Origin of the sequence: Lactobacillus sp. ESL0703, assembly GCF_029433435.1 — a bacterium.
Taxonomy (GTDB): domain Bacteria; phylum Bacillota; class Bacilli; order Lactobacillales; family Lactobacillaceae; genus Lactobacillus.
Genome location: NZ_JAQTIB010000004.1, coordinates 58,305 through 84,670, shown reverse-complemented (window position 1 = coordinate 84,670; position 26,366 = coordinate 58,305). Strand labels below are relative to the sequence as shown.

Genomic DNA, 26,366 nt, shown 5'->3' with positions numbered 1-26,366 from the left:
CCAAAAATTACTTCTTTAATTATTTTATTAATTTACCATTCTGGTAAACTTGCTTATCTTCTTGAGCAACTGCCTTAATGTCAACCAGCGGATTATCCTTCAAAACAAGGAAGCTAGCCTTCTTGCCGGCAGTCAAAGTACCATAATCCTCACTAAGTTGGATTAATTCTGCAGCATACTTAGTTGCACCAAGCAAGGCTTGCAGTGGTGTTTCACCAGCCTCAACCAGCAATTCCATTTCTGTAGTTGTCCCATTGTCAAAACGGTTAAATGGCGTCCCAGCATCAGTACCGACAACAATTCTGACGCCCTTCTTGATGGCTTTGCCAATATTCTTAAAGAAAATATCCTTAACTTCAATATCCTTTTTAATCATGTAATCAGGAATTGAACCCTTTGGCGCATCAAAGATACATTGGCAGGCATTCAAGGTTGGTACTAGGCAGGTACCCTGCTTAATCATCAGATCCATCTGTTGTTCGTCAACGTAGATCCCGTGTTCAATCGAGTCAACACCAGCTTCAAGTGACAATTGGATGCCGCGGTTGCCTTGGGCATGTGAAGCTACCGTCATGTGCTTAGAGTGGGCTTCCTCAACTGCCGCATTTAATTCCTCAGCTGTTAATTCAGTGTCATCGACACGATCAGTTGGCGACATAACACCACCAGTAGCCATAACCTTGATATTCTTAGCACCATGCTTGAATTCTTCCCGCACACTTTGGCGCATATCAGCGGCACAAGTAGTCAAATGACCCCAAACTTCCTTACCATCATCACCTTCTGGGAAATCACCATGACCACCCAAAATACTCATTGGTCTGCCGGAAGGAACAATTTCTGGGCCTTCAACTCGACCTTGGTGCATTAACTTCATTAATTTAACGTCCGTGTCACTAACCGCACCACAATCACGAATGGCCACAACACCATTACATAACAACGTCTTCAAGTTTTTAATTGCATTAACAGTCGCTTCAGTTTCCGTTAAGTAAGCTGTCCGGTTGTCCATTGGATCCATCATAATGTGGGTATGGGCATTAATTAATCCAGGAATGACATATTGTCCCTGCAAGTCTACTGTTTGATCGGCTTTAGGAGCAGAACCTGTGCCGCTAGCTCCGACTAAACCCTCATCGTCTACTAATAACCAGGCATTATTTTGCAATTCTTCATTTTCTGCATCGAACAAGTTGCAGTTTGTGTATAAAGTTGTCATCTTCTACTCCTCACTTAAATCTTTTTATTTATTTTTAATTTAATGAGTATATTCTATGATTATTTTCGATGTTTGACAACATTATTTTCGCAAAAGTTGTTGCGAAATTTGAAAATCTCTTTTATAATCTATCTCATACAAATTTAATTTATTTTTTAGGAGTGAAAAATTTATGAGTCCAGCAATGTATGCATCAATTTCTTTCGCAGTTGTTATGCTGTTTATTATGATCGGTGAGTGGGTCTCCTCTTTGACTAACGCTTATGTGCCGTCTGTCTTTATTACGGCGGTCCTGTTTGCCATTGGCTTCTGGACTTTTCTGCCTAAAAATACCGTTGCTAAGGCATCATTTGGTCCTGACTTCGCTAACATTTGTATTTCATTGCTGCTGGTTCACCTTGGTACTCTAATGAACTTGAAGGAATTAATCCAACAATGGAAGGCAGTATGTATCTCCTTGTTGGGAGTTGCAGGGACACTCTTGTTAACCTTGACTATTGGTACTAAAATCTTTGACTGGCACACAGTTATCGCTGCTGTCCCGCCATTAACTGGTGGTCTTGTTTCCGCACTGCTGATGACTAACGGATTAAAGGCCGCTGGCATCACTACTTTAGTCGCACTGCCAATTGCCATGTTTGTTATGCACTCAGTTGTCGGTTACCCACTAACAGCTTGGATGCTTAAACGTGAAGGTCGCCGGGTTGCTGGTGAATACCACAAAGGCAATATTCAAGCACCAGTTTCTGTTGAAGAAATTAAGGAAGAAAAAGGCAAAAAAGGCGGCTTCAAATTGCCAGAAGAATACCATACTGCTGCCTTTATCTTGGTTAAGGTTGCACTTGTTGCTTTACTAGCTAACTGGTTCTCTTCCTTCTTAAAGACAACCTTCAATTTTGACTTGAACGCTAACGTCGTTTGCTTAATCTTCGGTGTTATCGCCCACCAATTAGGCTTCTTGGAAGACAGCGCCTTAAACAAAGCTAACGTCTTCCAATGGTTAATGTACGGTCTGCTTGCTTATGTCTTCTCTCAATTAAGCATCACCACACCACAGATTATTGGTAAAGTTTTCGTTCAGATCATTGTCTTAATGTTACTCGGATTATTAGGAATGTTCCTTGCATCTATCATCTTGGCTAAACCATTCGGCATGAGCCCAGAAATGGCCTTCGCCTGTTCGTTAACTTCGCTGTTCGGCTTCCCAGCTGACTACATTTTGACAACAGAAATTTGCCATAATGTAGCTAAAGATAAGGAAGAAGAAGCAGTTCTAGTTGACCAAATCTTACCTAAGATGCTGGTTGGCGGTTTCGCAACTGTATCCGTTGCTTCAGTTATTATTGCATCAATCTTCTTGAAGCTACTGTAATTTTGAATAATACCAATTTATTAAAAAACGACTTTCCACAAATTTGTGAAAAGTCGTTTTTGTTATGTCATTAATATTCAACTTTGAAATGGTAAAAGCCTGAACTCATCTGTTTTAATGTTGCAATCACAGATGCAGTGTTGAGCTTTTTACCCGTTGTTAAAATCTGAAATTCGCCGTCAGCATCCATTAATTTGGCTGATGTCTGGTGAAAACCATTCCGCTCATAAAAGTGCAGTCGGCGGACACGCTGTGAATAATTTTTAGCAGTCTTAGTTACCGGCTCAATATCCAGCGTTAATTGCTTATCTGGAAACTTAGCTTGAAGATGCTGCAAAATCTGCGTGCCATACCCTTGCGCGCGCAAGTCAGGATTAACCGCCAAGTAAAGCAGATAAACAGTTTGCCTGCCGACAGTATAATAGACCAAGCCGCAAAACTTTTCATTATCATAAAGTGCTTGAAAATGCACATTCTTATGCAGTGCCATCAAGTTAAGCTGCCACAATGGAAATCGTTCCCACTTGGGAAATGCTAATAAATACAAACTTTTGGCTTCACGATAAGCTTGATTAGGATAAATAGCAGATTTAGAAATTAAAATAAATAGTCACCTTCACTGAGAAAATAATACTATTTAATAGTATAACTTACTTGGTCGGTAATGCCAGAGACTTATTTCTAACTTTCTGCTCGTTTCAAGGCTTCTCTTAATTCCTCATCTACTGCATAAATATACAAGCCATGCACTCCACGCGTCATTAAAACATTGAACTCATTTCTTAAAAGCTTTTCTGCATAACTTTGCGTTGAATGTAATTTATTAGTAGCTTTACTATTTTCACTAGCACTGGAATCATGAATTATTTTGCCATCACGATATTTAACAGATGGTCCTAAAACCACGCCAACATAGACAGAATAGGTCTTCTTCGTCTGTGACAAAGGAGAATTAATTTTCTTACTTAATAGGCTCCTACAAATATTATCAATTATTACTTACCTAGTTGTTCTAGATATTTACTGCCATTAACTTCATAGTTATATTTATGTTTCAATTTGTTACGTGTATAAACTTGAAAATATCCCATATTATAGTAGCTCTTCATTACCCGTTTACCGTGTATCTTTCGTTTTGACAGCCAATTAGCGCCAACTTCCTGATAATGAGAGTTAAATTTATTGAAATCATAAACTTTACCGCCTTGTTCTTGGCTTTGGGTTACGTATAACTTTTTAACACCCTTTTTATTACTGCTACAAATTGTTTTTCCATTTATTATATAAGCATGCTTAGTAATTTTTATATGAATCCATTTATTGTTACCTTCATATTGATACCAGTTCCCTCTTAATTCAGTTGGTGTAGCATAATGTCCTACATACTTAGCCTGAACCTTTGTCAGATTTGCTGATCCAATAATTACCAGCACTATTGCTGCGATCATTACACTCAATAATTTTCTGACTTTCATTGTAAAACCCACTTTCATAATAAGTTATTCAACTAATTATACTTTTTTAAGCAAGCGCTAGCAATATTGATTAATAAGGAAATTAGCAGAAAATCACCTTACTATTATAGACCAACCTAGCCGATCCTTATTATTTAGTCATAACTAATAACTAATTTAAATTAATCCACACTTTTCAAAGTAGGCATACAATTCCTCGCAAAAATTAGAACTAGCAATACTTTCTGCTCTTTCTTCAATCATCTTTGTCATTCTAAAAATAATTTCTTCAGGATTTTTACTAGAGCTGTAATTATTAACTTGATAATTTTCTTTTATATAACTTTTATAAAGAAAATGCTGATTAACAAAATCTTGCCAACTAGTAAATTGGTCAAAATATTCTTCTCTCTTTAAAGTATCCCAATTTTCATAAAGATAATTCAAATACTGATCCATATAATCCTGATAACGTCTATTTCCTTTAGAATATCGAGTAATTGTTCTACCTACTTTCATAGGAACAAGCCAAAAATTAGCCAAACAGTGATAATTATTATAGTAGTTTAACAAATATTTCTGCCAGTTATTTTCTAATTCCCCTAATTTGTTTTTCTCCTCAATAATTTGATTAGCAATATATTTAAAGCTATTCATTGTATCACCATCAAAATTTTCATTTATTAATTGCCCATTACTAGTTAATAGATGATTTTCAGGAATAATATTTTTATACAAAATTTCATAAAAGCCCACAGCAAAATCAGACATATCAGGATCAAAGCCAGAACTATAGCTCTGACCTGAATAAATTTTGTTTTGATACTTACAAATAAAATTACTATGTGATATCACTTCTATTGGCATTAACAATATTTTTCGCACTTGATTCTTTTTATTTATTGCCTTCATAATTATCCTTATTTTTTATTTCAATAGCAGAATTAATAATTCCAATCAAAAAATTAATGAGATCACTCTCTAATTTCGACAAAATATATCTTTTAATAAACACAATAAGAATACAAATAAGAAAATAAATAACATAAGTAGCCAAAACATTTTCTGCTTTAAAAGAAATATGTTTTAGTATCTTAACAATATAATTTAATGCATAACTAACAATAGGTGTTACTATATAGCTTAATACATAAGATATTAATCCGTTTAAATATGATTTCAGCTCAAATAAAAAAGAAATTACTCCTTTTTTATTATTTTCATATGACAATAATTCTCTTAACTTAATTAGCTTATCTAATTTTACCTCTTTTGCTTTGTCAACTTCTGAAAAAAGTAATATTCTCTTTGGTTGAGTTCTATCAAAAAAGTTTTTTCTAAATTTATTTAACCATTTCCTTTCATTATCCGTAATAAATACAGAATCTAATTTACTTTTGTAATTTCTTGAAAGGTACTCAATTGATGCTGAATATGGCTCTCTTCTACTATTATCATCATTAAAATAATATTTATTATTAGAATTTATAACATGCTCATACAATTTGATAATACCAAATGTAATGAATAATGGGCAAATCACTAATGAACAATATAAAGCTAAAGACATGATTATATAATTTGCTATATTATTAGCTAATAGCCTAACAGAAATTATTGATGATAATACAAGTAATCCATAACAAGTAAAGTTCAACTTTTCGATAATTACTCGAAATAATGGGATTTGTAATACTATGCTCATTAATAAGATACCAACTTGAATCATCCCAATTTTAGGGGAAATTTTATAAAATAATAAAAGCCCAATAATCAATGAAATTATTGAGCAAATTAATATATAGTTACTTTTTATAAATCTAATAAAATATTTCATTCTTACTCCAAATTCTAAATTAATATCTTATATTTTTTACCAAATAAAAAATACTAACCTAAATTATTATAATCTAGATTAGCATCTCTATAAATATCCTGCAGACAGTTCTGAATGGTTAGTAATAGTCACCATTCTAATACGCCGCTTGCGATCGATTTTATAATAAACTACCAGTAAATCTGACAAAACATGAAATTCATGAAAATCACGCCAAGGTTCTCTTTGTAAAATATGATCATCAAATTCAACCGGTAAAATCTGATTTTCACTTAACATTTCAATCGCATCAATTATTGTATTTCTAACTTCAACAGCTTCTGAATGTGTCAATTTGAAAATACTCTGTAGGTCATCCATTCGCTTAACAAATCTTTTCTCAAGTCGAACTTCATACTTCATTTATTTTCCCAGCGTTTACGCAAATCCTCAATACTTGTAACAGATTCACTAGTATCATCAATCAATCCTAATTCTTCTGCTTTAGCAATAATCATTGCATTTTCTACTTCTTTAGGTAATCTATCTGCAGAGTTTAAATTATCTTCTGCCGTAATTGGATAACTAAAGCCCTTATCATGATTAAACTTAGCAATAAAAACTTTTAGAGCTGCCGATGCTGTTAATCCTATTGCTTTTGCATTATTTTCAAATTCATTTTTTTCTTTTTCACTTAATCTAACGCCAATTTGTACTGTTGCCATAATTCCACCTTCTTTTAATATCATTTTATCACTAATTATCAGCATATTGCCATCAAATTAAATCAATTAGCAAGCTTTTAGCAATTTTTACAAAGTACATATGCAATCATCTTTACTTTTAGAGTAATCCTAATAGTTTAGCTGCTGTCTCAAATACTTCCTCATCCGACCGTTTACCAACACAAACAATATCGATGATTTGAATTGACTTATTACTTTCTTTAAAGATAATCCTCAAGCCAAGTCGACGCATTTTTATTTCTCGACACATTGATAAATCATATTTCTTCTTTGTGAGTGGTTTGCCAGCTTGTAAACCTCGCTCTTTAATTTTAACTAAACCTTTTTTAACTTGAATTTTTTGTGAACCGTCAAGTTTGCGATATTCTTCAGCTGCTTTTTTAAACCAAGATAATTGATACATTCCTAAGATTACTCCCATTCATCTGAAAGTTGTTCTAGACCTTGCTCCCAATCTTTGCCAAGAACGTCTTCATCAGATAAATGTTGTTCATTATTTTTCGCCAAACGTTGAGCGATCTTTTCCTGATATTTTTCTTCAGCCGCATTATCAACAATCTGTCCAGCCTTTTCAACTAGATCAATAATTTTGTTATATTGGTCAATATCCAGCATGACACCAACTTTTTTATTATTATTTAGCACATAGACTGGTACCTGATTGTCTTTTGACAATGAAAAAGCCTTCATTGGTGCCTTTTTGACATCAGAAATCGAAGTTAAAGGTACATTTATTTTTTTGGCTAACATCATTATCCATCCCTTCTTGGTACTATTTATAGCACTAAGTATAACACGAAAAATAAACGCTCAGATAGTAAAAAATGCTATAAAAATTTTTACTCCTATAGCACTCTTTAATTCTATTTTTTATGTCTTAGATTATTATAAACAACAATCTAATTTGCAAAATAATCAGTAGTCCACAAATATCGAATACCTAGACTTTCTTTAAGAAACCCTCATCATTTTCATAGCTAATGACATTTATATTCCCTTTTTTGAAATCGAAATCTTTTGGTAAATGATCGGGGTTTTCTACAACAATTGTTTGATAATTGTTACCTAGCTTCTTAAAGAGCTCAAAAATTCCATATCTCATACTATCGTCTGGATGGTCGCTATCCTTTTCTGATAGCCCTTCTAAAGGAGTATCAATAATTAAAAATCCTGGTTTAAACAAAGCATTCTTATTTACATATTCACTCAAAGCCATAAAGGTTATTGAATTTAAGTACGATCTGAAACCCTTTCCATGACTAACAGCTTTTTTCTTACCATTAATCATTATGTCAAACGAAGCATTTCCAAATGTAGCAACATGATGCCTAGGATAATTGCCAATTTCAAGAAAGTCATTTAGGATTTTGCCCATTGAATCATAAAATTCATCTCCTAATTCATTCTTAGGGTTGAACTTTATATTACTCTCAGGAATTCCCTCTGCATTGAGTTCGTTAATTCTTGAAGTCCAATCATCTAGTAAATTATCTAAAATTCTACTTTGAGAGATACTCTCAACTTGCTCACGATACGATCTCTCAGCTTCTTTAATTTCATTCAATCGCGGATAAAGTGTTTCACTTAGTTCTGTTTGAATATTTTTATAGTTACTTTCCAAATCTAAATATTGTGCTTTTAGAGATGATTCATTTTCAGTAATATCTTTAATTGCTTGATTCAAGTCAGCTAACAATGAAATCGTTCTGGATAACTCTACCTTTGCTGCTTCAATATGGCCGTCATCTTTCTCATTATTTGGCACTGGTTGTCCACATACTGGACAAAGTAATGGTTCTTCAATATTTCTAAAAGCCACCTCACCATCAGCAATAAAACTTAAACGTTTAATATCGGAAGCATACTGTTCCTTCAAAGAATTATAACGGGATAGAGTTGTATCGCTTGTCATTAACTCATTGTTAACATCCCTCATTTGCCTGAAATATTCTTTACTTTGGTTCACCTTTTCAGTAACCATTCCTGACATTTCATTCAATTGCTTTGTTAAATTATCAAGCTCAATTTGTAGTTCAGTCTCACTTTTACTATTGCTAATATTTAGATGATTTTTCTTACTTACAACTTTCTCAACTTGTACCGAAATATAATCACGAACCGCTCTTCTTTTTTCAACTGCTGACCAGTCATAGGTTTTTATCCGCTCACCCTTTAATAAATACAATAATGAGCTAAGAAATAATCCTGACCCGCTAGAGGGAATTAAAACCGATTCTGCCTTCGGCATATCATTTTCATTTAGTAACCACAATGGTTTTAAAACATTAAATGAAACATGTCCAGGATCACATTTTTTGTTTTTAGGTAGAATCAGATCAGTTGGCACATTAATTAATTGAAGTAATGCAATCCCAATATTCATTTTTTTATCGTTGCTGCTACTTGATGTATATTCGCCGCTAAGCAACCGACTATCTTTACTTACAACTCGAACTGTGTTTTTATTTTTCTTTAGGTTTCTGGATAGACTAATCTCACCTTGATCAGTTTCAAGCGTAACTATTACGGTGTTATATCTAGTAGTATCAATATTTAAGGTTAGCGAATCTTTTCCATTTCTCCCACCGAAAGCGTATTCAATAAACTGCACAATCATTGTTTTACCATGATTTGAATGCCCTTCAATTAGATTAAAGCCATTTTCAAAATTAACCACCGCATCTTCAACTTCGAAGCCTTGAACTCTAACTGACTTTATAAATAGGGACAAGTTTCTCACCTCAATTCCTTCATTAAGTAGCGATTTACCATAGTAAATAACTCATTATGATCAATCCCATGTGATTTTGAAACTGCTTTATGGAGTACGCTTTGATACTCATTTGAATAGTCATCGTCTACTTTTTTAATAGTTTGTTTACCGCTTTTTGTAAGTCTATATATGTATCCGCGATCAGAATCATAAACTTCTTCTACCAAATTATGCAAGCGTAAATAAGCAATACCTATTCTAATCATTTGTTTTCGTGTGGCAATTTCTGAGAAGGCAAATTGGTTAGTCCCATGCAAATTATTCTTTGCAACCCCAAAGGATTTACCATAAGTAGCCACTAGATCAAAAGCTGAAATATCGTTTTCTGTGGCTTCATTAAGTACTTCAAGAACCAACATTACTCTTAAGGCCATTTCAAATTTTCCATTAAATAATTTCATCGTAATCTACGTTAACCCATGACTTGATCTTCTTATCATTTACCAGTACATGGCACAATCCTTTCTTCGTATCATTTCCAAGAATATTGTCAATATTCTTTAAGTTCGAGCGATCTAACTGTATAAGAACCACCTGTTTATGAACTTCCTTAAGTCTCTTAAGGCCATTTGTTCCAAGATCCTCGTCACTATAAACAGGTTCTATTCCATCATAAATATCTTGCTTTAATAGTTCATACTGATTATCAAAATCAAGTACATTATCCCTTAAAGAGTGTTCATACCATGCAGCTTCATTGAAAAACCTTTGCTGACTCCTATAGTGCTTTGCATAATCACTTGAATCAACATTATCAGCATTGATACTCTCTTGTAATTTTTCAGAATATGCCTCAAAAAGAGCATTACTATATAGTAAGCCTTCTGATTTTTCTGATACATTACTTTGTAAATGCGGAGAGATTTTGTATGTGGTCCCATCCACAACAATTACATTTTTATTATTTTCATATTCAATGAATTGATGTGCACCACTGCGAACATCAAATTTTTGCTTCTCATTCTTTAAGGAGCTTTTTTTGCTTTTTTGTCCAGTAGCTTCATTAATCGATTCAACAAATAAGTCGGTACATACTTTAGCAACTGTATTACGGTCTACACGAACTCCTTTAGTATAATTTCCAGCTTTTATTTGTTTAGCTAACCTTCCACGGGCATCACCTGAGGCATCATCAATAAAATTTCTAAACTTTAGTTCATCTAAGTTTCTATAAATAAGTTTTGAAATCCTTCTGATGTTCCCATTATTAAAATACGATCTAAAGGTTTCATCCGCAAAATCATAAAAAGGACTATCTGTATCTGATTTATAGTCCGTAATTAAACAAAACATCTGACGTGCTGTTCTAGCTTTTGACGTGCTGATTTCTGAATCAAAGAAAGGAAGAACCAATGGTGCTAATTCATTAAACCTCATTTGCTAGATACTCCTCTATAAAAATATCATTGCTTAGCATTTCATACCATTACGTAGCAGAACTGAATTCATTAAATTGCTAGTATTAATATAGCAGCTAAAAAAACATGTATTTAATTTATTATATCAATTTTAAGACACTTACGTCTATTAAAAATTAATGTATGCACACTTTTTAGCTGTTCAGCATGTGTTGTCTGATCAACAACTTTTACTAGCATGTACCAATTTAATAATTTTCTGTAACCCAGCCACTAGTAAAGCAACGTTACAGTACCCAAGCAATTTTTATTGTTTAGGTCTGTTTAACTTGTCCTATTAGTGGCTTTTTACATACCTTCGATTTCTTTGCTTGGGATATTCAAAAAAAGGAATTTTTATGTTTTTCAAAAACCCAGACTACAAGTTTATCTTTGAAAGCAATGATGAAATTGTCGTTAAAGTCAAAACTACTGGAAAAATAATCACTGTTACCAAAGACATCGTTGACATCATCTTGGATACATATAATGACCAATATAATTCTGATCATCGATATGTCCGTCACCAGGATCAGTTTTTTGCCTTTCAAGATACAGATTCAAATACCACCTCTATCAATGAAATCGCTGATCGTTCATCCATAGAAACAACTTCAACTTATTTTAATATTTATCAAATCAAGGAGATTTCCAATAATGAGTAAAACTAAAGAATACATTGAAAAATTGCGTGAATTTCATGAAGACATCATTCGCCTAGAAGATTCTACCCGCACTTTAAGCGAGACTATTTCTAAGATTGATTGTGAATCAAAACAAATGATCATTATTCCCGAAAAAAATAAGCATAATATTAAAGCTGACCTGGAAGCTGTCCGTTACATGCTTGCAAAGCAGACCAGTAAGGGGCTCACTCAAGAAATCAAGGAATTATTTAAGAAATTTGGAGCAAACAAACTGTCTGACATAGATCCAAAGCACTACAAAGATCTCTATTACAGCTTAGAGAGTTTAGATAAATAAGTTTTTCACTAGCCCATTCATTACACCCTGCTTTCAGCGATCATGGCATATTAGACACTCTAGTTATTATCAAGATTTGAACGATTCTTTTTACACCCTATTTCCAAGAAATCACAGCCAAGTAAAATTTACAAGTTGATAATCTTTACCTTGTTATTATTTTCTTTTGTTATCAATACTTTGCCCTTTTTAAGACTCAAACAAAAAATGTATCTCTTTTGAATTACTCTTCAAAAAAGATACATTTTTGATTTTAATCAATCCTAGTCTAACACGACTTAACTTATTTTCTTGTCAACACCGCTACAGCTTCGACATGTGGCGTTTGTGGGAACATGTCAACGGGATCAATCCGGTTGAAGTCGTAACCAAGCTTTTGGAATTCCTGCAGGTCGCGCACAAGCGTGGCGGGATTACAGGAGATATAAACAATCTTCTTCGGGCCAGTCTTAACTGCGCCGGCAATAAATTCTGGGGTTAGACCTTTTCTTGGCGGATCAACGAAAATCACATCGCTGGTAATACCCTTGTCAGCCCAACGCGGCATCAACTCTTCGGCCTTGCCCACAAAGTACTTGGCATTGTGAATGTCGTTCATTTCGGCATTATCATTGGCATCCTTGACGGCATCCCGCACAACTTCAATTCCGCGCACACTCTTGACGTGCTTAGCAACGCTCAAACCAATTGTTCCGATACCAGAATAAGCATCAATCACCGTATCTGTTTCCTTTAAGTCAGCTTGTTTAATTGCCAAGTCATACAATCTTGGCGTTTGCAGCGAGTTAATTTGGAAGAAACTCTCCGGCGAAATTCTGAACTTAACATCGCCAATTTGGTCAACAATCTGCGGCTTACCAAAGATTAAGTAGTCAGCTTTACCCAAAATAACATTGGTCTTCTTCGGGTTATAATTCAATACTAAGCTTGTAACACCCTCAATCTTCTTGATTTCTGTGGCAATTTTTTCTAATTGTGGGAAATCCTTGTGCAGACAAACCAAGATGACCATGATTTCGCCATTAGCCTTGCTGCGGCGCACATCAAGATAACGTACCTCGCCTTTATTATGAATTTCATCATAAGCTGGCACCTTGCTGGCACGTAAAATGTCACGCACGGCAACTAAGACGCGGTCAATCTCGGGATCAGTCGTAAAGAAATTCGTCAATGGCACCAAATCGTGTGAATGCCGTCTGAAAAAGCCAATCTCCAATTGGCCATTGACTGTTCGCACTGGCACTTGCGCCTTATTACGATAACCTGTTTCTTCTGGGCTTGGCAAAGTCTGACCAACTTCCACATTATCTAAGTGCGCCTTTTGCAGTAAGTTAACGACCTGATTGCGCTTAAATTCCAGCTGCTTGTCATACTTAATGTGTGCTAGCGATGCCAGGCCTGTTTGCACCCATTGATTAAGCTCAATATTTACTCGGTCGGGACTTTCCTTAATAATCTTTTCGATTTTAGCAAAAGCAAACCGCTTCTTGACCTTTAAAATTTTAGCACTGACTGTTTCACCCGGCAGCGCATTGGTAACGAAAATCGTCATGCCTTCATAATGCGCTACTCCCATTGCCTCATAAGACAAGTCGGTGATTTCTAAGTCGATAATTTGATTTTTTTCCATCTTTCGTCCTTTTTTACAAACACTGTTTAACATTTCTATTTTACAGGAAAATGCGAGAAAAGTATTGTCAAAAAGAATTCCTATAAAAATTCCACTTTAATAGTTTTACCCATTGCATGAGCAATCTTAGCTAATTTATCAAAAGTTACATTACCGCCGCTCTCAATCCTTGCGATTGTTGATTGCGGAACACCAGCCCGTTCCGCCAAATCTGCTTGTGTCAATCCTGCATCTTCTCTTGCATAATATAGTGCAATTGCGCTTGCAGAGCGCTCTTTTTCAGAATAATAGCCTTCTGCAAATTCAGGATCTTTTAATTTTTGTTTTAAAATATCGTCAATTTTCATTTTGTTCATACCATTCCTTTCTTAAACTAATCGCATGTTTAATTTCAAAAATAGGAGTTTTCTGAGTTTTTTTGGTAAAACCATGAGTAATAACATATCGTTCATCTTCAACATGAAAATATAGTGCTCTCTGAATGTTTTTTCCTACTTTACTTCGTAATTCATATAAATTCCTAGTGACGCCAACTTTTTTCACCCAATTCATCCTTTGAGCAACGAGCAGCCCCTGTTCTTCTGTATCCGTGATTACCTGTAATAGTTTTTGCTGATCTTTAATAGATAATTTATCTAGCCATTCGACAAATTCATCGTGACCATTAGGTCTCTGATATGATTCAAATTCTGGATTTTTCATAGTCTAATTATATCATTAATGCATTGTAAATTCACTTATATAATATTAAACAAATTTTCCCTATTTCTTCACTCTCTACACCAAATGTGTTACCGTATTATCTAACATCTAATAAAAAGAAAGGATGTCATTAAATGAATAATTTTGATACTAATCAAGAACGGCGGCAAATCCGCAGCATTTCTGATACCAACAGTTTTTTAACCAAAATGTACGCATTAATGGGTATCGCAGTGTTGGTTTCCGCCCTTACTTCTTACTTAACAATGACTGTCTTCAGAAGTGCCGTCATGCAAATGCCGGTCGCAATGATGTGGCTCATCCTGCTGGTGCCTTTCGCCTTATCAATGGGGATCAGCTTTAAGGCCAACCGCAATCCTGCTGCTAGCTTCATTATGTTGATGATTTTAGCAGTCATTTATGGCTTCGAATTTGCCCTAATTGCTGGCTTTTACACGGGAACCCAGCTCACAACCGCGTTTGTTTCTTCAAGTGCGGTCTTCATTGCGATGGCTGCTTTTGGGACTTTTACCAAGAAGGATTTAACTAACTGGGGTTCTTACTTCAGCGCCGCTCTATTCGGCTTTTTCATCGCTTGGATTGTTAACATGTTTTTGCACAACCCAACGATTACCTACATCTTTTCCTTTATTGGCGTGATTATCTTTACCGGCTTAGTTGCCAGTGATGCCAACAAGATGAAGATGATTTACAACAATTATGGCAATCAGGTTTCAACTAATGGTTTGGCAATCTTAGGCGCCTTACAGCTCTACTTGGACTTCATTAACATTTTTCTGTTTATCCTTGAGATTTTCGGATACGGCAACAACAATAATTAACAGCATAATTTTGCAAGCAAAAACGCTAGGCTTTTCAGCTTAGCGTTTTTTGTTAGGTCTAAATAATTTTATTAAAAATTATTGACCTGCAAATATTGGTTGCGACCAATAATGTAATACTGGTTTCCCTTAATTGTAACTGGATCACCATAAACAGTGACCTGCTTGCCCTTAGCAATAAGCTTGTTGCCAATTTGCTTACCTGATCGGTTGTAAATAGCGGCATTGTGAACCAACTCTTGCTCAATACCAGTTATGTTAGCAGAAGCTACATAATAGCCGTTGGTCAACTTAGTAAACTCACGGCCATTAATAACGGTAGTTCCACTAACTTCAACAATTGAATTATCGGTTAGAACCACTTTACCGACGCGTTCACCATGCTCATTATACAAATAAGCATTATGCATTAACGGTTGTTCATTAGGTCCTAAAGTTGCTGGCTGACCTGATGGCTCAGCATCCGTTGCGGTATTGACATTAGCAGCCTTGATATATTCGCCAGCACCAATAATGTAGTACATTTTACCGGCAATCTTAACTGGACTGCCATAAATTGTAATTGCCTTGCTCTTCTTAAGAAGCGCCTTGTTACCAATGCGCTTGCCAACACGATTATAAACATAAGCATTATGGTTCAACTTAGCCGATTTACCAGTGACATTGGTGTCAATTAGGTAATATTCTTGACCTTGACTGTGTAAAATCAAATAAGTTTGACCAGCGATTTCCTTAGTGCCATAAGTCTTGACCTTTGAGCCAGCTTTTAGAACCAACTTATTAGCCCGCTTGCCGCTTGCATCATAAATATAAGCATTATGTAGTAAAGTTTGTTCTTTAGCTGACACATCATTAGCCGGTAAAGTTGGCGTCAGCGCTGAAATTGAACTGCTGCTGTCACTATCATGCAAAACATGATTAATTGTTGACTTATCAGTGTAATGCTTGATAATTTCATCGATTGCCTTATCACGTTCAGCAATTACACTTTCATGATCTGTTGCCGAGCTAATTGCACCCTGATCCTTGATTGCTTCGTTTAGCAGTTCATTAACCTTGGCCTTAAGTTTAGTCTTGTCAGTCTGACTATAGGCAGGATTACTATCAATTGCCTGATTTGCCGCATTTGCCGTATCTTGAACAGCTGCCGTAGCAATGTCACGCAGCCAGCTAACCAAGTTATTATTAATATCATCACTAGTTGCAGTGTCATTCAAGTTAGCCAGTACTTTTTGCTTAGCAGCGGCTAGTTGAGTTGGACTAATTTGACCTGTCGTCAATTTGTCCTTAGCGGTTGTATAGGCATGGTCAATCTTATTAATCGCATCCTGTCTAGCAGTAAGCAAAGCTTTGCCATTAGTCAATTCACTTGTGACACCAGCTGCATCAGTTGCGTGGTTAATCCTATCCTTAGCTGTTGTTAAAATCTCCTCCAGCTTTTGCTTTTGTTCTGTCTTTTCTTGCGTAGACAAGCCTGACTGTTCAATTGCATTATTGGCTTGATCTATGGCATCTTGTAAATCACTGATAGCTTGGTTCTTATCAAGTAAGATTTCTGTATCCTTGGAAACATCATCAATCTTTGCCTTGCCGTCTGTTACAGCTGCACTAATCCCAGCTTGGTCAGTGGCTTCATCTACTTTACCTTGAGCAGCAGTCAAAGCAGCTTGCACTTTTTGCTTCTGTGCTTCTTTTTGCTCATCTGTCAAACTTGAATTATCAATTGCCGTATTGGCAGCATCAGCTGCGGCAGCCAAGTCTTGTTTGGCTTCATTCTTAGCATGTTGTAAGTTGATATCGGTTACTATTTCGTCAATCTTTGCCTTACCGTCTGTTACAGCTGTACTAATTCCAGCTTGGTCAGTGGCTTCATCAACCTTGCCTTGAGCAGCTGTCAACGCAGCTTGTACTTTTTGCTTCTGTTCTGCCTTTTGTTCATCTGTCAAACTTGAATTATCGATTGCCGTATTGGCAGCATCAGCTGCTAACTGTAATTCCTGTTTAGCCTTGTTTTGAACATCAAGAAGTGATGTATTAGCTGTTACGTCATTAATTGCTGTCTTACCGTTAGCCAATTCAGTTGCAACATCTGTACTATTAGTTGCAGCGTCTACCTTGCCTTGAGCAACAGTCAAAGCAGCTTGCACTTTTTGCTTCTGTTCTGCCTTTTGTTCATCTGTCAAACTTGAATTATCAATTGCTGTATTGGCAGCATCAGCTGCGGCAGCTAACTCTTGCTTGGCTTCATTCTTAGCTTGTTGTAAATCAACATCGGCAATTATTTCGTTAATCTTTGCCTTGCCATCTGTTACAACTGCACTAATCTCAGCTTGGTCAGTGACTTCATCTACCTTCCCTTGAGCAGCAGTCAAAGCAGCTTGGACTTTCTCCTTCTGTTCTACCTTTTGCTCATCCGTCAAACTTGAATTATCAATAGCTTCATTAGCATTATCAGCCGCTGTTGCCAAGTCTTGTTTGGCTTCATTTTTAGCATGTTCCAAGTTAACATCAGCAACTATTTGACCAATGTATTCCTTACCATCTGTTAAGGCAGTTTGAATATCATCACTAGTTGTAGCTTGGTTAATTTTGGCCTGAGCATCACTTACAGCAGCAATAATGTTACCTTTTTCTGTGGTTTTCTCCTCATCAGATAAGTTAGAACTATCAATCAAAGTCGTTGCTTCATCTGCGGCATTTTGCAGATCTTGAATAGCTTGATTCTTATCAAGTAAAAGTTCTATAGTCTTTGAAACATCATCGATGTCTTGCTTGCCATCTGTCAAAGCGGTATTAACTCCATTTTGATCAGTTGCATTATCCACTTCCTCTTTGGCAGCAGTCAAGGCAGCCTGGACTTTTTGCTTTTGTTCTGCCTTTTGCTCATCTGTCAAACTTGAATTATCAATTGCTGTATTAGCAGTATTTGCTTCTTGGTCCAACTTATCCTTGGCAGCAGTTTGAGAATGAGTTAATGCTTGAGTATCATAAGCATTAATATCACTCATACCAGCCGTCATAATTTCATTAATCTTTTCAGCCTTAGCGCTAACATCTCCATTCGGCTCAACAACTTCATTAATGGCATTCGTCGTCTTCTTGGCAGCAGCATCAACTTGCTCTTTCAAGTTTGCCTTATCTGTCTTGCTTAAAACGTCATCCGGAATTTGATCGATCTTGTCTTTTGCTGCCTTAGCTGCATCATTAATTTGTTTATCGGCAATTAGCTTATTCAAAGCAGTTCTGCCGCGATCATAAGCTTCAACTGCTGAACCAAGATCAGCCGCAGTATCAAGATCGCTAATTCCATTTTCCACTTCTGTAATTAAAGAACTGTACTGCGCCTTTTCCTCATCAGTTAATGCCAAATTATGATAATCAGTTGCCAAATCCTTAGTATTATCAATTTCATTAGCAAAATGAGGATGATTATTTCCTTCGTTTAAAACCGACTTAATCTTATCAATACCATCTGCCTTAGCACTATCAAGAGCAGTATCATCAGTTGCGGCTTCAACTGACGCCTTAGCGCCATCATAAGAACTATTAATATCTGCAATTGCAGCTTGCTTTTGCTCTGATGTCAAACTCGACTTATTAACAATTGCAATTGCCTTGGCTTGCTCATCTTTAATAGCATCAAGGGCTACACTCTTTTGACCAGCAAGTTGAGCAGCCGTAACAACTTCATCAATGTTGCCCTTACCTGTACTCAATTCAGCATCAACTGCATTTGCATCAGCTGCTGCCGTGATCTTTGCCTTAGCAGTATCAAATGCAGCATCAATCAGGACTTTTTGTTCCTGCTGCTTGTCTGCTGGCAAGCCAGATTGTTCAATCTTGTATTTTGCATCTGTGGCGTATTGCTCTAAATCTGCAATCTTATTAGCCTTATAATTCAATGTTTCTTGATCTTTAGCTGCACTAACAATCGCGGCAATTCCTGCTTCACCAAAGTCAGCTGCGCCATCTTGCACTGTTCCTTTTTCAGCATCAGAAATAGCAGTTGTTGCCGTCGTCAAATCATCTGGCAGCGGGTTAGCAGGCAATTGAACATTATTAATCTTGTCCACAGCCTTCTTTCTTGCGGCCTCAATTTGCGCTTCCAGCATTGCCTTTTGCTCAGCAGTTAAGTTAGAAGCTTCTATTGCACCCTTGCCATTTGGTCCAGCAGCATAAGCATTAATCGCGGCAATTTGCTTATTCTTCTCAGCAGTTAATTGTGCCGGCAAAGTTGAATTAGTAATTGCTGTCTCGCCAGCCGTTTGTGCTGCAGTAATTCCAGCTTGGTCTGATGCGGCATTAATTGCAGAAATAGCATCACTTAGGGCAGCATCAACAGCCGCGTTAGCTGCGGCAACTTCACTCACACTTAAGTATGGACTTGCGGCAGCAGCTGGATTATTAGCAGCTGCGGCGATTTGGGCTTTAGCTGCGGCCGCTTTTTGCTTCAAATCTTTAATCGCGGTATCTTTCTCATCATAAAGTTGAGAAATATTGGCAATTGTTGTTATTCCTTGATCTTTAGCTGCTGCCATATTGGTAATTGGGTCTGAAGTTTCTTTGGCCTCCTTTATTTTGTCTGCAGCCTTAACTCGCTCAGCCTCAATTACTGCTTTCATCTGCTCTTTTTGTTCAGAAGTTGCCGATGATGCGTCAATTGCCTGAGTTGCCTGATCTGCAGCAGCTTGTAAAGCTGCCAAATTTGTATTCAAGGTCTCTTCTACATCTTTAGCAGAAGCAACTGCGGCAATGTTTGTGGCACCAGTAGCTGCAGCTTGGGTAACTTCAGCTGGATTATTAGCCCGATTAATTGCCGTAATTGCATTATCTAGGGCAGTTTGAACCTGCTCATTCAAGTCATTATATTGATCTTGATCTAGCTTTCCATCTTGATATGACTTAGCAATTTGCGCCTTTACATCAGCTGCTTGACTTTGCAAATTATTCTTGGCATTAGTTGCAGCTTGGGTCAACTCCTCATCAGTAGCGTTGCTACCAATATTATTAATTGCGGCTTTTCCTTCAGTTACAGCGGCATTAATTCCGACTTCATCAGTTGCGGCATTAACCTTATTCTTAGCTTTTTCCAATTCACTAGCAACTAGACTATGTAGGTTATCCTTCTTGGTTTGGTCCAAGTTTAATTGGTCAATCGCTGCATCCGCATCTTTAGCAGCTTGATCCAATTCACTATTAGCTGCATTCTTTTTGCCTTGCAAAGTTGCATCGACTAAGGCTTGGTCAATCGCCAAAATTCCCGCACGTTCTTTAGCTGAAAGCGACGACTCATCTTGAGAGCCATTAATTGTAGCCACGGCATTGGTGTAATCATTCCTAGCTTGATCTTGGTATTTTGCTATTTCATCAGAAGTTAAGTTAGAATTATTAGCAATTTGGTTTAAAATTCCCGGATTTTCAGGAGTGCCATCACCATTCAATTCCTTATCAAGAGCAGCAATTGCCTTATCCTTAGCATCGTTCAAATCCGCTGCTGTCTTAACATTAGCAATCGCATCTAGAGCCAATTGCTTCTGCTCGTCAACTTTCGCAGAAGTAGTTGCCGCATCAATTGCATTATTAGCAGCTGTCTGAATTGATTCAGCCCGCTGTCTATCTTCTTCATTGAATTGGGCATTATCGATTGCGGCTTGAATTGCTTCCTTAGCTTGCCGCTTATTGGCAGCTAATCCAGCCTTGGCAACTTCTTGATAAATTGCGGTTTCACCCAAGTTTTCAGCAGTAGTAACTGCTGCTTCACTCGTAGCACCATTGATAGCATTATGAGCAGTAGCGGCAGCAGTATTAATTGCGGCTTCAGCAGCAGCTATTTCATCAGCTGATAATCCCCTAACAGAATCACGAAGCTGCTGCTTAGCAATGGCAACTGCATCGTCAATCTTTTGATTGGCAGCCGCCTTAGACGCAGTTAAGCTAGTTTCTTTTTCTGCTTCTAAAATTGCTGCTTCACCTGCAGTTTCAGCGGTTTTAATATCAGCTAAATTATCTTGAGCTGCAATCTGTTCCTTACCATGATCGCGTGCAGCGTTAATTGCAGTAATTGCTGTCTCTTTAGCATCAGCTGTCATTGCCGACTTATTGACGCGATCTACCGCAGCTTGTGCTACTTGGTCAAGCTTATCTTGATATTCCTTGATTGAGCTGTCCAAATCGCCGGCATTAATCAACACATTTTGCATGTTATCAATCCCCGCATCACGGTCGCTATTGACTTGAGCAATTGTTGCTGGCGCAGGATTATCAACCTTAGCTAGAGCAGCATTATATGCACTTTCAACTTGGGCAATTAAAGCTGCTTTACCATCATTGTCAATATTGGCCTTTTGATTAATCGCCGCAATAACAGCATCATGTTTGGCTAGTAATGCTCTTTCAGCAGCAATTTGAGCTGAGTTCAAATCAGCTGCGGCTTTAATCAGCAACATTGCATCCCGGCCGTTAGTTGCCGCTTGTGCAACCTGATCTGTTGTTTTCGCCGCAGCGACATCAGCCTTTGCCTTGTTCAAAGCCGCATCAACTTGGGCTTGATAAGCTAACTTTTGGTTAGGACCCAAATTGTTATCTTGTTCAATATGCTCCTTAATCTCGGCAGCCAAATTGTTCAAACCAATTGGATTCCCTGTGTTATCTAGGGCATTATCTTTAGCAGTCGTCAATTCTTGATTAGCGGTATCGGTAGCATCAGTCGCCACACCGTTCATCGCATTAATGCCAGCTGTCTTATCAATTACGATTTGGTTAGTTGTAGTGTCATCCGTTACTTTTTCAACTGCATTATTGTAAAAGTCATCAATTTTACCCTTTAATTCAACTTGCTTATCAGCGTCAATCTTGCCAGCTGTAAACAAATCATCAATTGCCTGCTTGTTATTTGTCTGAGCAGTTGTCAACTCTTTTAATGCCTTGGCTTTAGCGGCGGCTAAATCAGCAGCTACTTGAATCGAATCAATATTCGTCTTACCAATTGTCTTAGCGCTAGTTACATCTGTTGGAGTTGTGGCCGCATTAATAGCATTAGTTGCTGCAGTAACAGCCTGATCGATCTGTTCCTTATAAGCTTCTTTTTCACTTGGACTCAATTGATCTGCTGGTAAATTATCAATGGTTGTCTTAGCAGTTTGCGCATATTGCGTTAGTTCACTAATTGCTGCTGCTTGAGCAGATTGCAATGCAGTATTTTGCGTCCTCGCGTTAGTAACAATCCCATTAATACCATTCTCGGCAGCCACTTCCGCATCATTAATTGTATCTATCGCAGTTGCCGTGTTAATATTGCTAATTCCTTGATCGACCTGATTCTGAATATCTTGCTTGAATTTAGCCTTGTCGGCAGCACTTAAGCCAGTTGCGTCAATTTGTGCATTAGCGGCAGTTTGGGCAGCCTGCAGCTTGGCAATGGCATTATTTCTTTCAGACGCTAATGTCTGATCTGCAAGCAAATTGTTCAATGCAGTCAGACCTGCAGTAGTTAACGTATTAACCGCATCTTGACTAGTTGCCGCATCAATTTGATCTTGATAACCAGTATGGTCATCATTAGTCATCAAATCCTTGACGGCCTGAATCTGTTCGTCACGCTCGCCAGCACTTAACCCTGGTAAATTGTTAATCTGTTCTTCGATTTCCAGTGCCTTTTGCCCAAGTTGCGCCTTAGCACCAACACGATCAATAGCAACTACGCCAGTAGTCTGCACTTCTGCCAAATTATCTTTAGTTGTCGAACCAGCTGTGACATTATCAATCCCCGTTGCTAGTGCGGCATCAATATCAGTATTAATTTGATTAGTAACTGCGCCGTTACTTGGATACATTGCGGCATACTTTGCCTTTTCACTAGTAGCCTCATTTTGCAGTGCAATTAATGCGTTTAGTTTATCAATGGTAGTTTGGGCAGCTTCTTTTTTAGCTGTCATATCATCTTCACTATTAGCTGTACCTACTGCCGTTATTGCATCTTGGGCAGCTGTCAACGCATCCTGCACCTTCTGGTTAGAGCTGCCTTCCAGCTGCGGCTTAGCGGCATCATAAGCTGCCTGCAAGTCACTAACTGCAGCGGTATTGTGCCCAGCAACAATTTGATCTAGTGCAGCTTTACCTGCAGCTAAATCACTAGTACCATTATCAATTTGTGCTTCGTAAGTTGCCGACTCACTCTCAAGCTGGTCAGCCAAACTTGGATAATTGTGTTTCAAAGTATTCTTATACTTACGCAAGTCTGAAACCGTATTGGCCGTTGCATAAACTTTATCTGTATCATTCTTAGCTGTTTGATAAGCTGTTCCGGCTGTATCCAAGTCAGCAGCTGCATCAATGGCAGTTTTACCAGCATCAGCTGCAGATTCTAATTCTGTCTGATATTTTTCCTTTTGTTCAGACGACAATGCCAAGACACTAGTAATTTTGTGCGTATTAGTAGTCGTTGTAGTTGTAATCTTGCCTTCTGCCTTGGTCTTGAATGAAGCCAAAATATTAGCTTTAGCAGTCGCCAGTGCAGTATTAATCTCATCACTAGTGCTATTTTCATCATCAAAGACATCATTAGCAGTACTTACCAAATCAGCAATGTCAGAATCATCCGTCGTGCCTAAATATTGGTTGGCTTTTTGTGCATACGCAGCTAATTCATTTTTAGCAGCAGTCCTTAATTCATTTACGTTAGCTGCCTCAGCCTTAGTTACTTCGTCATTAATTCCCGCAATCGCTGTATCACGCCGGTTAACTATTTCCGCACTATCACTTGTCCCATAAACAGAATCGGCTGAAGCCGGATCATTAGCTGTCGACTTAGTAACCCACTCATTAATCGCATCAACATATGGTTGTGCCTTAGCAGTATCCGAACCAAATAAATTGGTCAGTTTTTGCTTGGCAGCAGTAGCGGCATCATTAATTGCTCTGACTGCATCCTCTTGTTTTTTAACCGCAATTTCACTAGCAGAATACAATTTAGCTGATTGGGGATTTTGCGGATCTTCTAGTGACGGATCACCTTGGACAAAATTCTTAGTCGCTGTTAATGTCACCGTACTGCCGGCCGTGATACTAGCAAGTTGAGCTTTAGGTATAGTGATCGTAAACTTGAATTTACCTTGATGGGCCCCACTAGTTTCCGCACTATCAGCAGAAACAGCCGCATATTTAATATTTTGTGCTGCTTCCTTATAATACGGACTAGTTATATTTCCTAAGCGGCTATTATCCGGCATTACGGCAGAAATATAGGCGCCGCCCTCATTCGCATAACCAGTGATTACTTGATTATCGCCGTCATCAATAATAATATCGTCATCACTAATTGGATCAATTGTTAAAAAGCCCTCGTTAGCACTAACAAACTCAAGTACCGCCAAATCTTTACCATTAATGAGGTCAATAGCCGCTGTTTCGTCACTTGGACTAATTCCTTCAATTGCCGTACTAATCGTAGAGAGTGTTCCATTGCTATTCCCCTTAAAGCCAAAAGTTCTAAAGGCATTCGACGTACTTGCTCCCGGTTGCTTTAACCTAACACTATTAAGTGTAAAATTACCCGTCGACAAAATATTGGCCGCGTCGTTAGCCCCAGTATCCAGCAAAAAGTCGTGAGGATTATTAATTTGCGTATTCGAACTAGGATTAAGTAACGTTAGCTTGCCAGTCCCTGGATTATCAGTTAACTGGATTTTGAAGTTGCTACCAGTAATATCTGACGAACCGCCGATATTCATTAACGTTCCGGCAAAATTACCCATATTCTTCCCAGTAATATTAAAGTTGGCTGCCTTACCAACCGTTAAGTTACCGCCAATATTAACTAACACATTCGCTGGTCCCTTACCACTGCGATCACTAATATTACCGTTAGTTACAATGTTTAAATTACCGCCATCGCCAACCGTTAAGCTTGAGCCACTATCAGACAAGTTAATTGCTTTGGCCTTGCGGTTATTAATCGTGCCCGCATAATCGGTCGTACCACCGACATTAATGTTGACAGTACCGCCACCTTGAATATCAACTGATCCTTGACCACTATAAATAACAATCCCATTAGCCGAATTAGTATTTTCAACTGTATTCGGCGTGTCTGGCATGGCACCACCCTTAGGATTTAGGGTTACAACCGCACCGTTTTTAACAATAACTTGATTATTATTCGCTAAAGAAATGCCGTCAATTATATCTGCACCTGTTTTACCACCGGACATTTCAACTACATTGCCGCTGTATGTCGTCCCCGTAAATTGAGTACCATCTTCAAAAATTAAGCGTCCACCTTCTTGAGTAAACTCAAACAGCTGCTGACTAGTTGATTGTGTTGTTGAGGTGCCAAAGACGTTAGTGTATGTTTTGACCGTTTGAGCGGTGTTGGTACCATAAAAATGAATTTCTGTATGTTCACCAACATACATCATCTGTGAACCAGTGAAGTTAACGTTCTTAAAGTTGACAATTGCCCGCTTATTGCTACTGGTCTGCATTAAGCCATAATACGTACAACTATAAATATCCAAATTTTCATAAGTTATATTAACTTTAGTTGACGATGTCTTATCGCGCGGACGATATCTTTGAAAGTCAATAATATACCGACCGTCTTCCGCAGACTTGATTACCAAGTCTCTAGTTTTAACGTCTACGTCCGCATCGCTAGTTCCTGCCTTAATATTATTAATAATATTAATTTCGTGAATATTAACATTGGAAAAAGCATCAGTCAGCCCTTTCCACGAACCAACATTAACCGAAGACTCCGTGGTAGTTGCCAAATTAGCTGTTTCTACTAAGTCTTGAGCCTGCGGCTTTTGCTGCTGAGTGGCAGTTGCTGCTACAGAATTATCTCCAGCTGTAATATTGACTGTTGCGGCATAATTAGCATCTGCTTGGTGGCCATTCTCATCTGGCTTAACTGCAGGTTGGTTGTTATCTTGATCGGGTTTTGCAGGTTCAGTTTGATGTTCATTAGTAGTACTTGATGTAGTCTGGTTGTCCTGCTCCGGAGTTTTAACAGTTGTATCAGTCTTAGTATCTTCTGGCAGCTCATCTCTTAAAAATGATTTTAATCCAGCATAAGTTGCTAACTTGTCATTATTAGTAGGCTTATCGGCCTTAGTCGTCGTTTTATCTTTTTTAGCAGCTATTTGCGTAGTTTCAGTTTGGTTTTGGTCTGATTGCAATGTATCAGCCTTAACAGTTTGCCCCTTAACACCCATGAAGGTAAAGCCAAGCAAAACCGATGCAACACCAATTGTTAGTTTTCTAATTGAAAAACGATCCTTTTTTGATTCCAGATTCATTTTCCGTAATCTCTCTTTAAAATTGTTTTGTCCTAACATTTTTTGCTCCTATGATAGATATATAAAATTATATATTTAAACACTTTATAAATTTATCATAAAGCTTAAAAAATCCTCAGTCAATTAAAGCGCTT

General features: G+C 37.4%; 20 protein-coding genes and 1 pseudogene. 4 read left to right on the top strand and 17 right to left on the bottom strand.

Translation table 11 applies throughout. The annotated features are described in order from the left end of the window. Nucleotides 1-19 precede the first annotated feature (19 nt). Nucleotides 20-1,219: an amidohydrolase family protein gene (locus PT278_RS06595; RefSeq protein ID WP_277131132.1), complete on the bottom strand. Its 1,200-nt coding sequence runs from the start codon at nucleotides 1,217-1,219 to the stop codon at nucleotides 20-22. A 184-nt stretch (nucleotides 1,220-1,403) separates the two neighbouring features. Here PT278_RS06595 and PT278_RS06590 point away from each other — a divergent pair, with 184 nt between their 5' ends. Next, entirely contained in the window at nucleotides 1,404-2,591 is a 1,188-nt protein-coding gene (locus PT278_RS06590) for a hypothetical protein (protein WP_277131296.1), read from the top strand. Nucleotides 2,592-2,661: 70 nt separating this feature from the next. On the opposite strand, the gene PT278_RS06585 is transcribed toward PT278_RS06590, so the two are convergent. From PT278_RS06585 to PT278_RS06530, 12 genes and pseudogenes are all read right to left on the bottom strand, one after another. Beyond that, a complete protein-coding gene (locus PT278_RS06585; protein ID WP_277131130.1) occupies nucleotides 2,662-3,138 on the bottom strand; it encodes a GNAT family N-acetyltransferase in 477 nt (158 codons plus the stop codon). Nucleotides 3,139-3,272: 134 nt separating this feature from the next. Next, nucleotides 3,273-3,506: pseudogene (locus PT278_RS06580) on the bottom strand (DNA/RNA helicase domain-containing protein); the annotation flags it as partial. An 80-nt stretch (nucleotides 3,507-3,586) separates the two neighbouring features. Then, on the bottom strand, nucleotides 3,587-4,066 hold the full coding sequence (locus PT278_RS06575) for a hypothetical protein (RefSeq protein ID WP_277131128.1): 480 nt from the start codon (nucleotides 4,064-4,066) through the stop codon (nucleotides 3,587-3,589). A 156-nt stretch (nucleotides 4,067-4,222) separates the two neighbouring features. After that, entirely contained in the window at nucleotides 4,223-4,957 is a 735-nt protein-coding gene (locus tag PT278_RS06570; RefSeq protein ID WP_277131127.1) for a hypothetical protein, read from the bottom strand. After that, nucleotides 4,941-5,882 carry a hypothetical protein gene (locus PT278_RS06565; protein WP_277131126.1) on the bottom strand — a complete coding sequence of 314 codons (942 nt, stop codon included), beginning with the start codon at nucleotides 5,880-5,882 and terminating at the stop codon, nucleotides 4,941-4,943. Before PT278_RS06565 ends, PT278_RS06570 begins: the two co-directional genes overlap by 17 nt. Before the next feature lie 87 nt (nucleotides 5,883-5,969). Further along, nucleotides 5,970-6,242 carry a type II toxin-antitoxin system mRNA interferase toxin, RelE/StbE family gene (locus tag PT278_RS06560; RefSeq protein ID WP_348636163.1) on the bottom strand — a complete coding sequence of 91 codons (273 nt, stop codon included), beginning with the start codon at nucleotides 6,240-6,242 and terminating at the stop codon, nucleotides 5,970-5,972. Between the two features lie 38 nt (nucleotides 6,243-6,280). Continuing rightward, entirely contained in the window at nucleotides 6,281-6,586 is a 306-nt protein-coding gene (locus tag PT278_RS06555; protein WP_277131123.1) for a hypothetical protein, read from the bottom strand. A gap of 118 nt (nucleotides 6,587-6,704) precedes the next feature. Further along, nucleotides 6,705-7,010 (bottom strand): addiction module toxin RelE, encoded by a 306-nt coding sequence (locus tag PT278_RS06550; RefSeq protein WP_277131122.1) that lies wholly within the window; start codon nucleotides 7,008-7,010, stop codon nucleotides 6,705-6,707. An 8-nt stretch (nucleotides 7,011-7,018) separates the two neighbouring features. After that, on the bottom strand, nucleotides 7,019-7,360 hold the full coding sequence (locus PT278_RS06545; RefSeq protein ID WP_277131120.1) for a type II toxin-antitoxin system Phd/YefM family antitoxin: 342 nt from the start codon (nucleotides 7,358-7,360) through the stop codon (nucleotides 7,019-7,021). A 187-nt stretch (nucleotides 7,361-7,547) separates the two neighbouring features. Next, the gene (locus tag PT278_RS06540) at nucleotides 7,548-9,347 is read right to left on the bottom strand and encodes an AAA family ATPase (protein WP_277131119.1); all 1,800 of its coding nucleotides are present in this window, start codon (nucleotides 9,345-9,347) and stop codon (nucleotides 7,548-7,550) included. Further along, nucleotides 9,344-9,781 carry an ABC-three component system middle component 2 gene (locus PT278_RS06535; protein ID WP_277131117.1) on the bottom strand — a complete coding sequence of 146 codons (438 nt, stop codon included), beginning with the start codon at nucleotides 9,779-9,781 and terminating at the stop codon, nucleotides 9,344-9,346. Before PT278_RS06535 ends, PT278_RS06540 begins: the two co-directional genes overlap by 4 nt. After that, the gene (locus PT278_RS06530) at nucleotides 9,768-10,757 is read right to left on the bottom strand and encodes an ABC-three component system protein (protein WP_277131115.1); all 990 of its coding nucleotides are present in this window, start codon (nucleotides 10,755-10,757) and stop codon (nucleotides 9,768-9,770) included. The genes PT278_RS06535 and PT278_RS06530 overlap by 14 nt, the downstream gene beginning before the upstream one ends. A gap of 379 nt (nucleotides 10,758-11,136) precedes the next feature. Between PT278_RS06530 and PT278_RS06525 the strand changes: the two genes are divergently transcribed. Then, nucleotides 11,137-11,442, top strand: coding sequence for a hypothetical protein (locus PT278_RS06525; protein WP_277131113.1), 306 nt, complete (start codon nucleotides 11,137-11,139; stop codon nucleotides 11,440-11,442). Continuing rightward, nucleotides 11,435-11,761: a hypothetical protein gene (locus PT278_RS06520; RefSeq protein WP_277131111.1), complete on the top strand. Its 327-nt coding sequence runs from the start codon at nucleotides 11,435-11,437 to the stop codon at nucleotides 11,759-11,761. Before PT278_RS06525 ends, PT278_RS06520 begins: the two co-directional genes overlap by 8 nt. Nucleotides 11,762-12,044: 283 nt before the next feature. Here PT278_RS06520 and rlmD read toward each other — a convergent pair whose 3' ends face one another. From rlmD to PT278_RS06505, 3 genes are all read right to left on the bottom strand, one after another. Further along, nucleotides 12,045-13,391: a 23S rRNA (uracil(1939)-C(5))-methyltransferase RlmD gene (gene rlmD, locus PT278_RS06515; protein ID WP_277131109.1), complete on the bottom strand. Its 1,347-nt coding sequence runs from the start codon at nucleotides 13,389-13,391 to the stop codon at nucleotides 12,045-12,047. An 80-nt stretch (nucleotides 13,392-13,471) separates the two neighbouring features. Continuing rightward, nucleotides 13,472-13,738 carry a helix-turn-helix transcriptional regulator gene (locus tag PT278_RS06510; RefSeq protein ID WP_277131107.1) on the bottom strand — a complete coding sequence of 89 codons (267 nt, stop codon included), beginning with the start codon at nucleotides 13,736-13,738 and terminating at the stop codon, nucleotides 13,472-13,474. Further along, entirely contained in the window at nucleotides 13,728-14,093 is a 366-nt protein-coding gene (locus tag PT278_RS06505) for a type II toxin-antitoxin system RelE/ParE family toxin (protein WP_277131106.1), read from the bottom strand. The genes PT278_RS06510 and PT278_RS06505 overlap by 11 nt, the downstream gene beginning before the upstream one ends. A gap of 134 nt (nucleotides 14,094-14,227) precedes the next feature. Between PT278_RS06505 and PT278_RS06500 the strand changes: the two genes are divergently transcribed. Next, on the top strand, nucleotides 14,228-14,935 hold the full coding sequence (locus PT278_RS06500; RefSeq protein WP_277131104.1) for a Bax inhibitor-1/YccA family protein: 708 nt from the start codon (nucleotides 14,228-14,230) through the stop codon (nucleotides 14,933-14,935). A gap of 71 nt (nucleotides 14,936-15,006) precedes the next feature. Here the strand turns inward: PT278_RS06500 and PT278_RS06495 are convergent, their stop codons facing one another. Then, nucleotides 15,007-26,232, bottom strand: a complete 11,226-nt coding sequence (locus tag PT278_RS06495) for a DUF1542 domain-containing protein (protein WP_277131102.1) — start codon at nucleotides 26,230-26,232, stop codon at nucleotides 15,007-15,009. Between the last annotated feature and the right edge of the window lie 134 nt (nucleotides 26,233-26,366).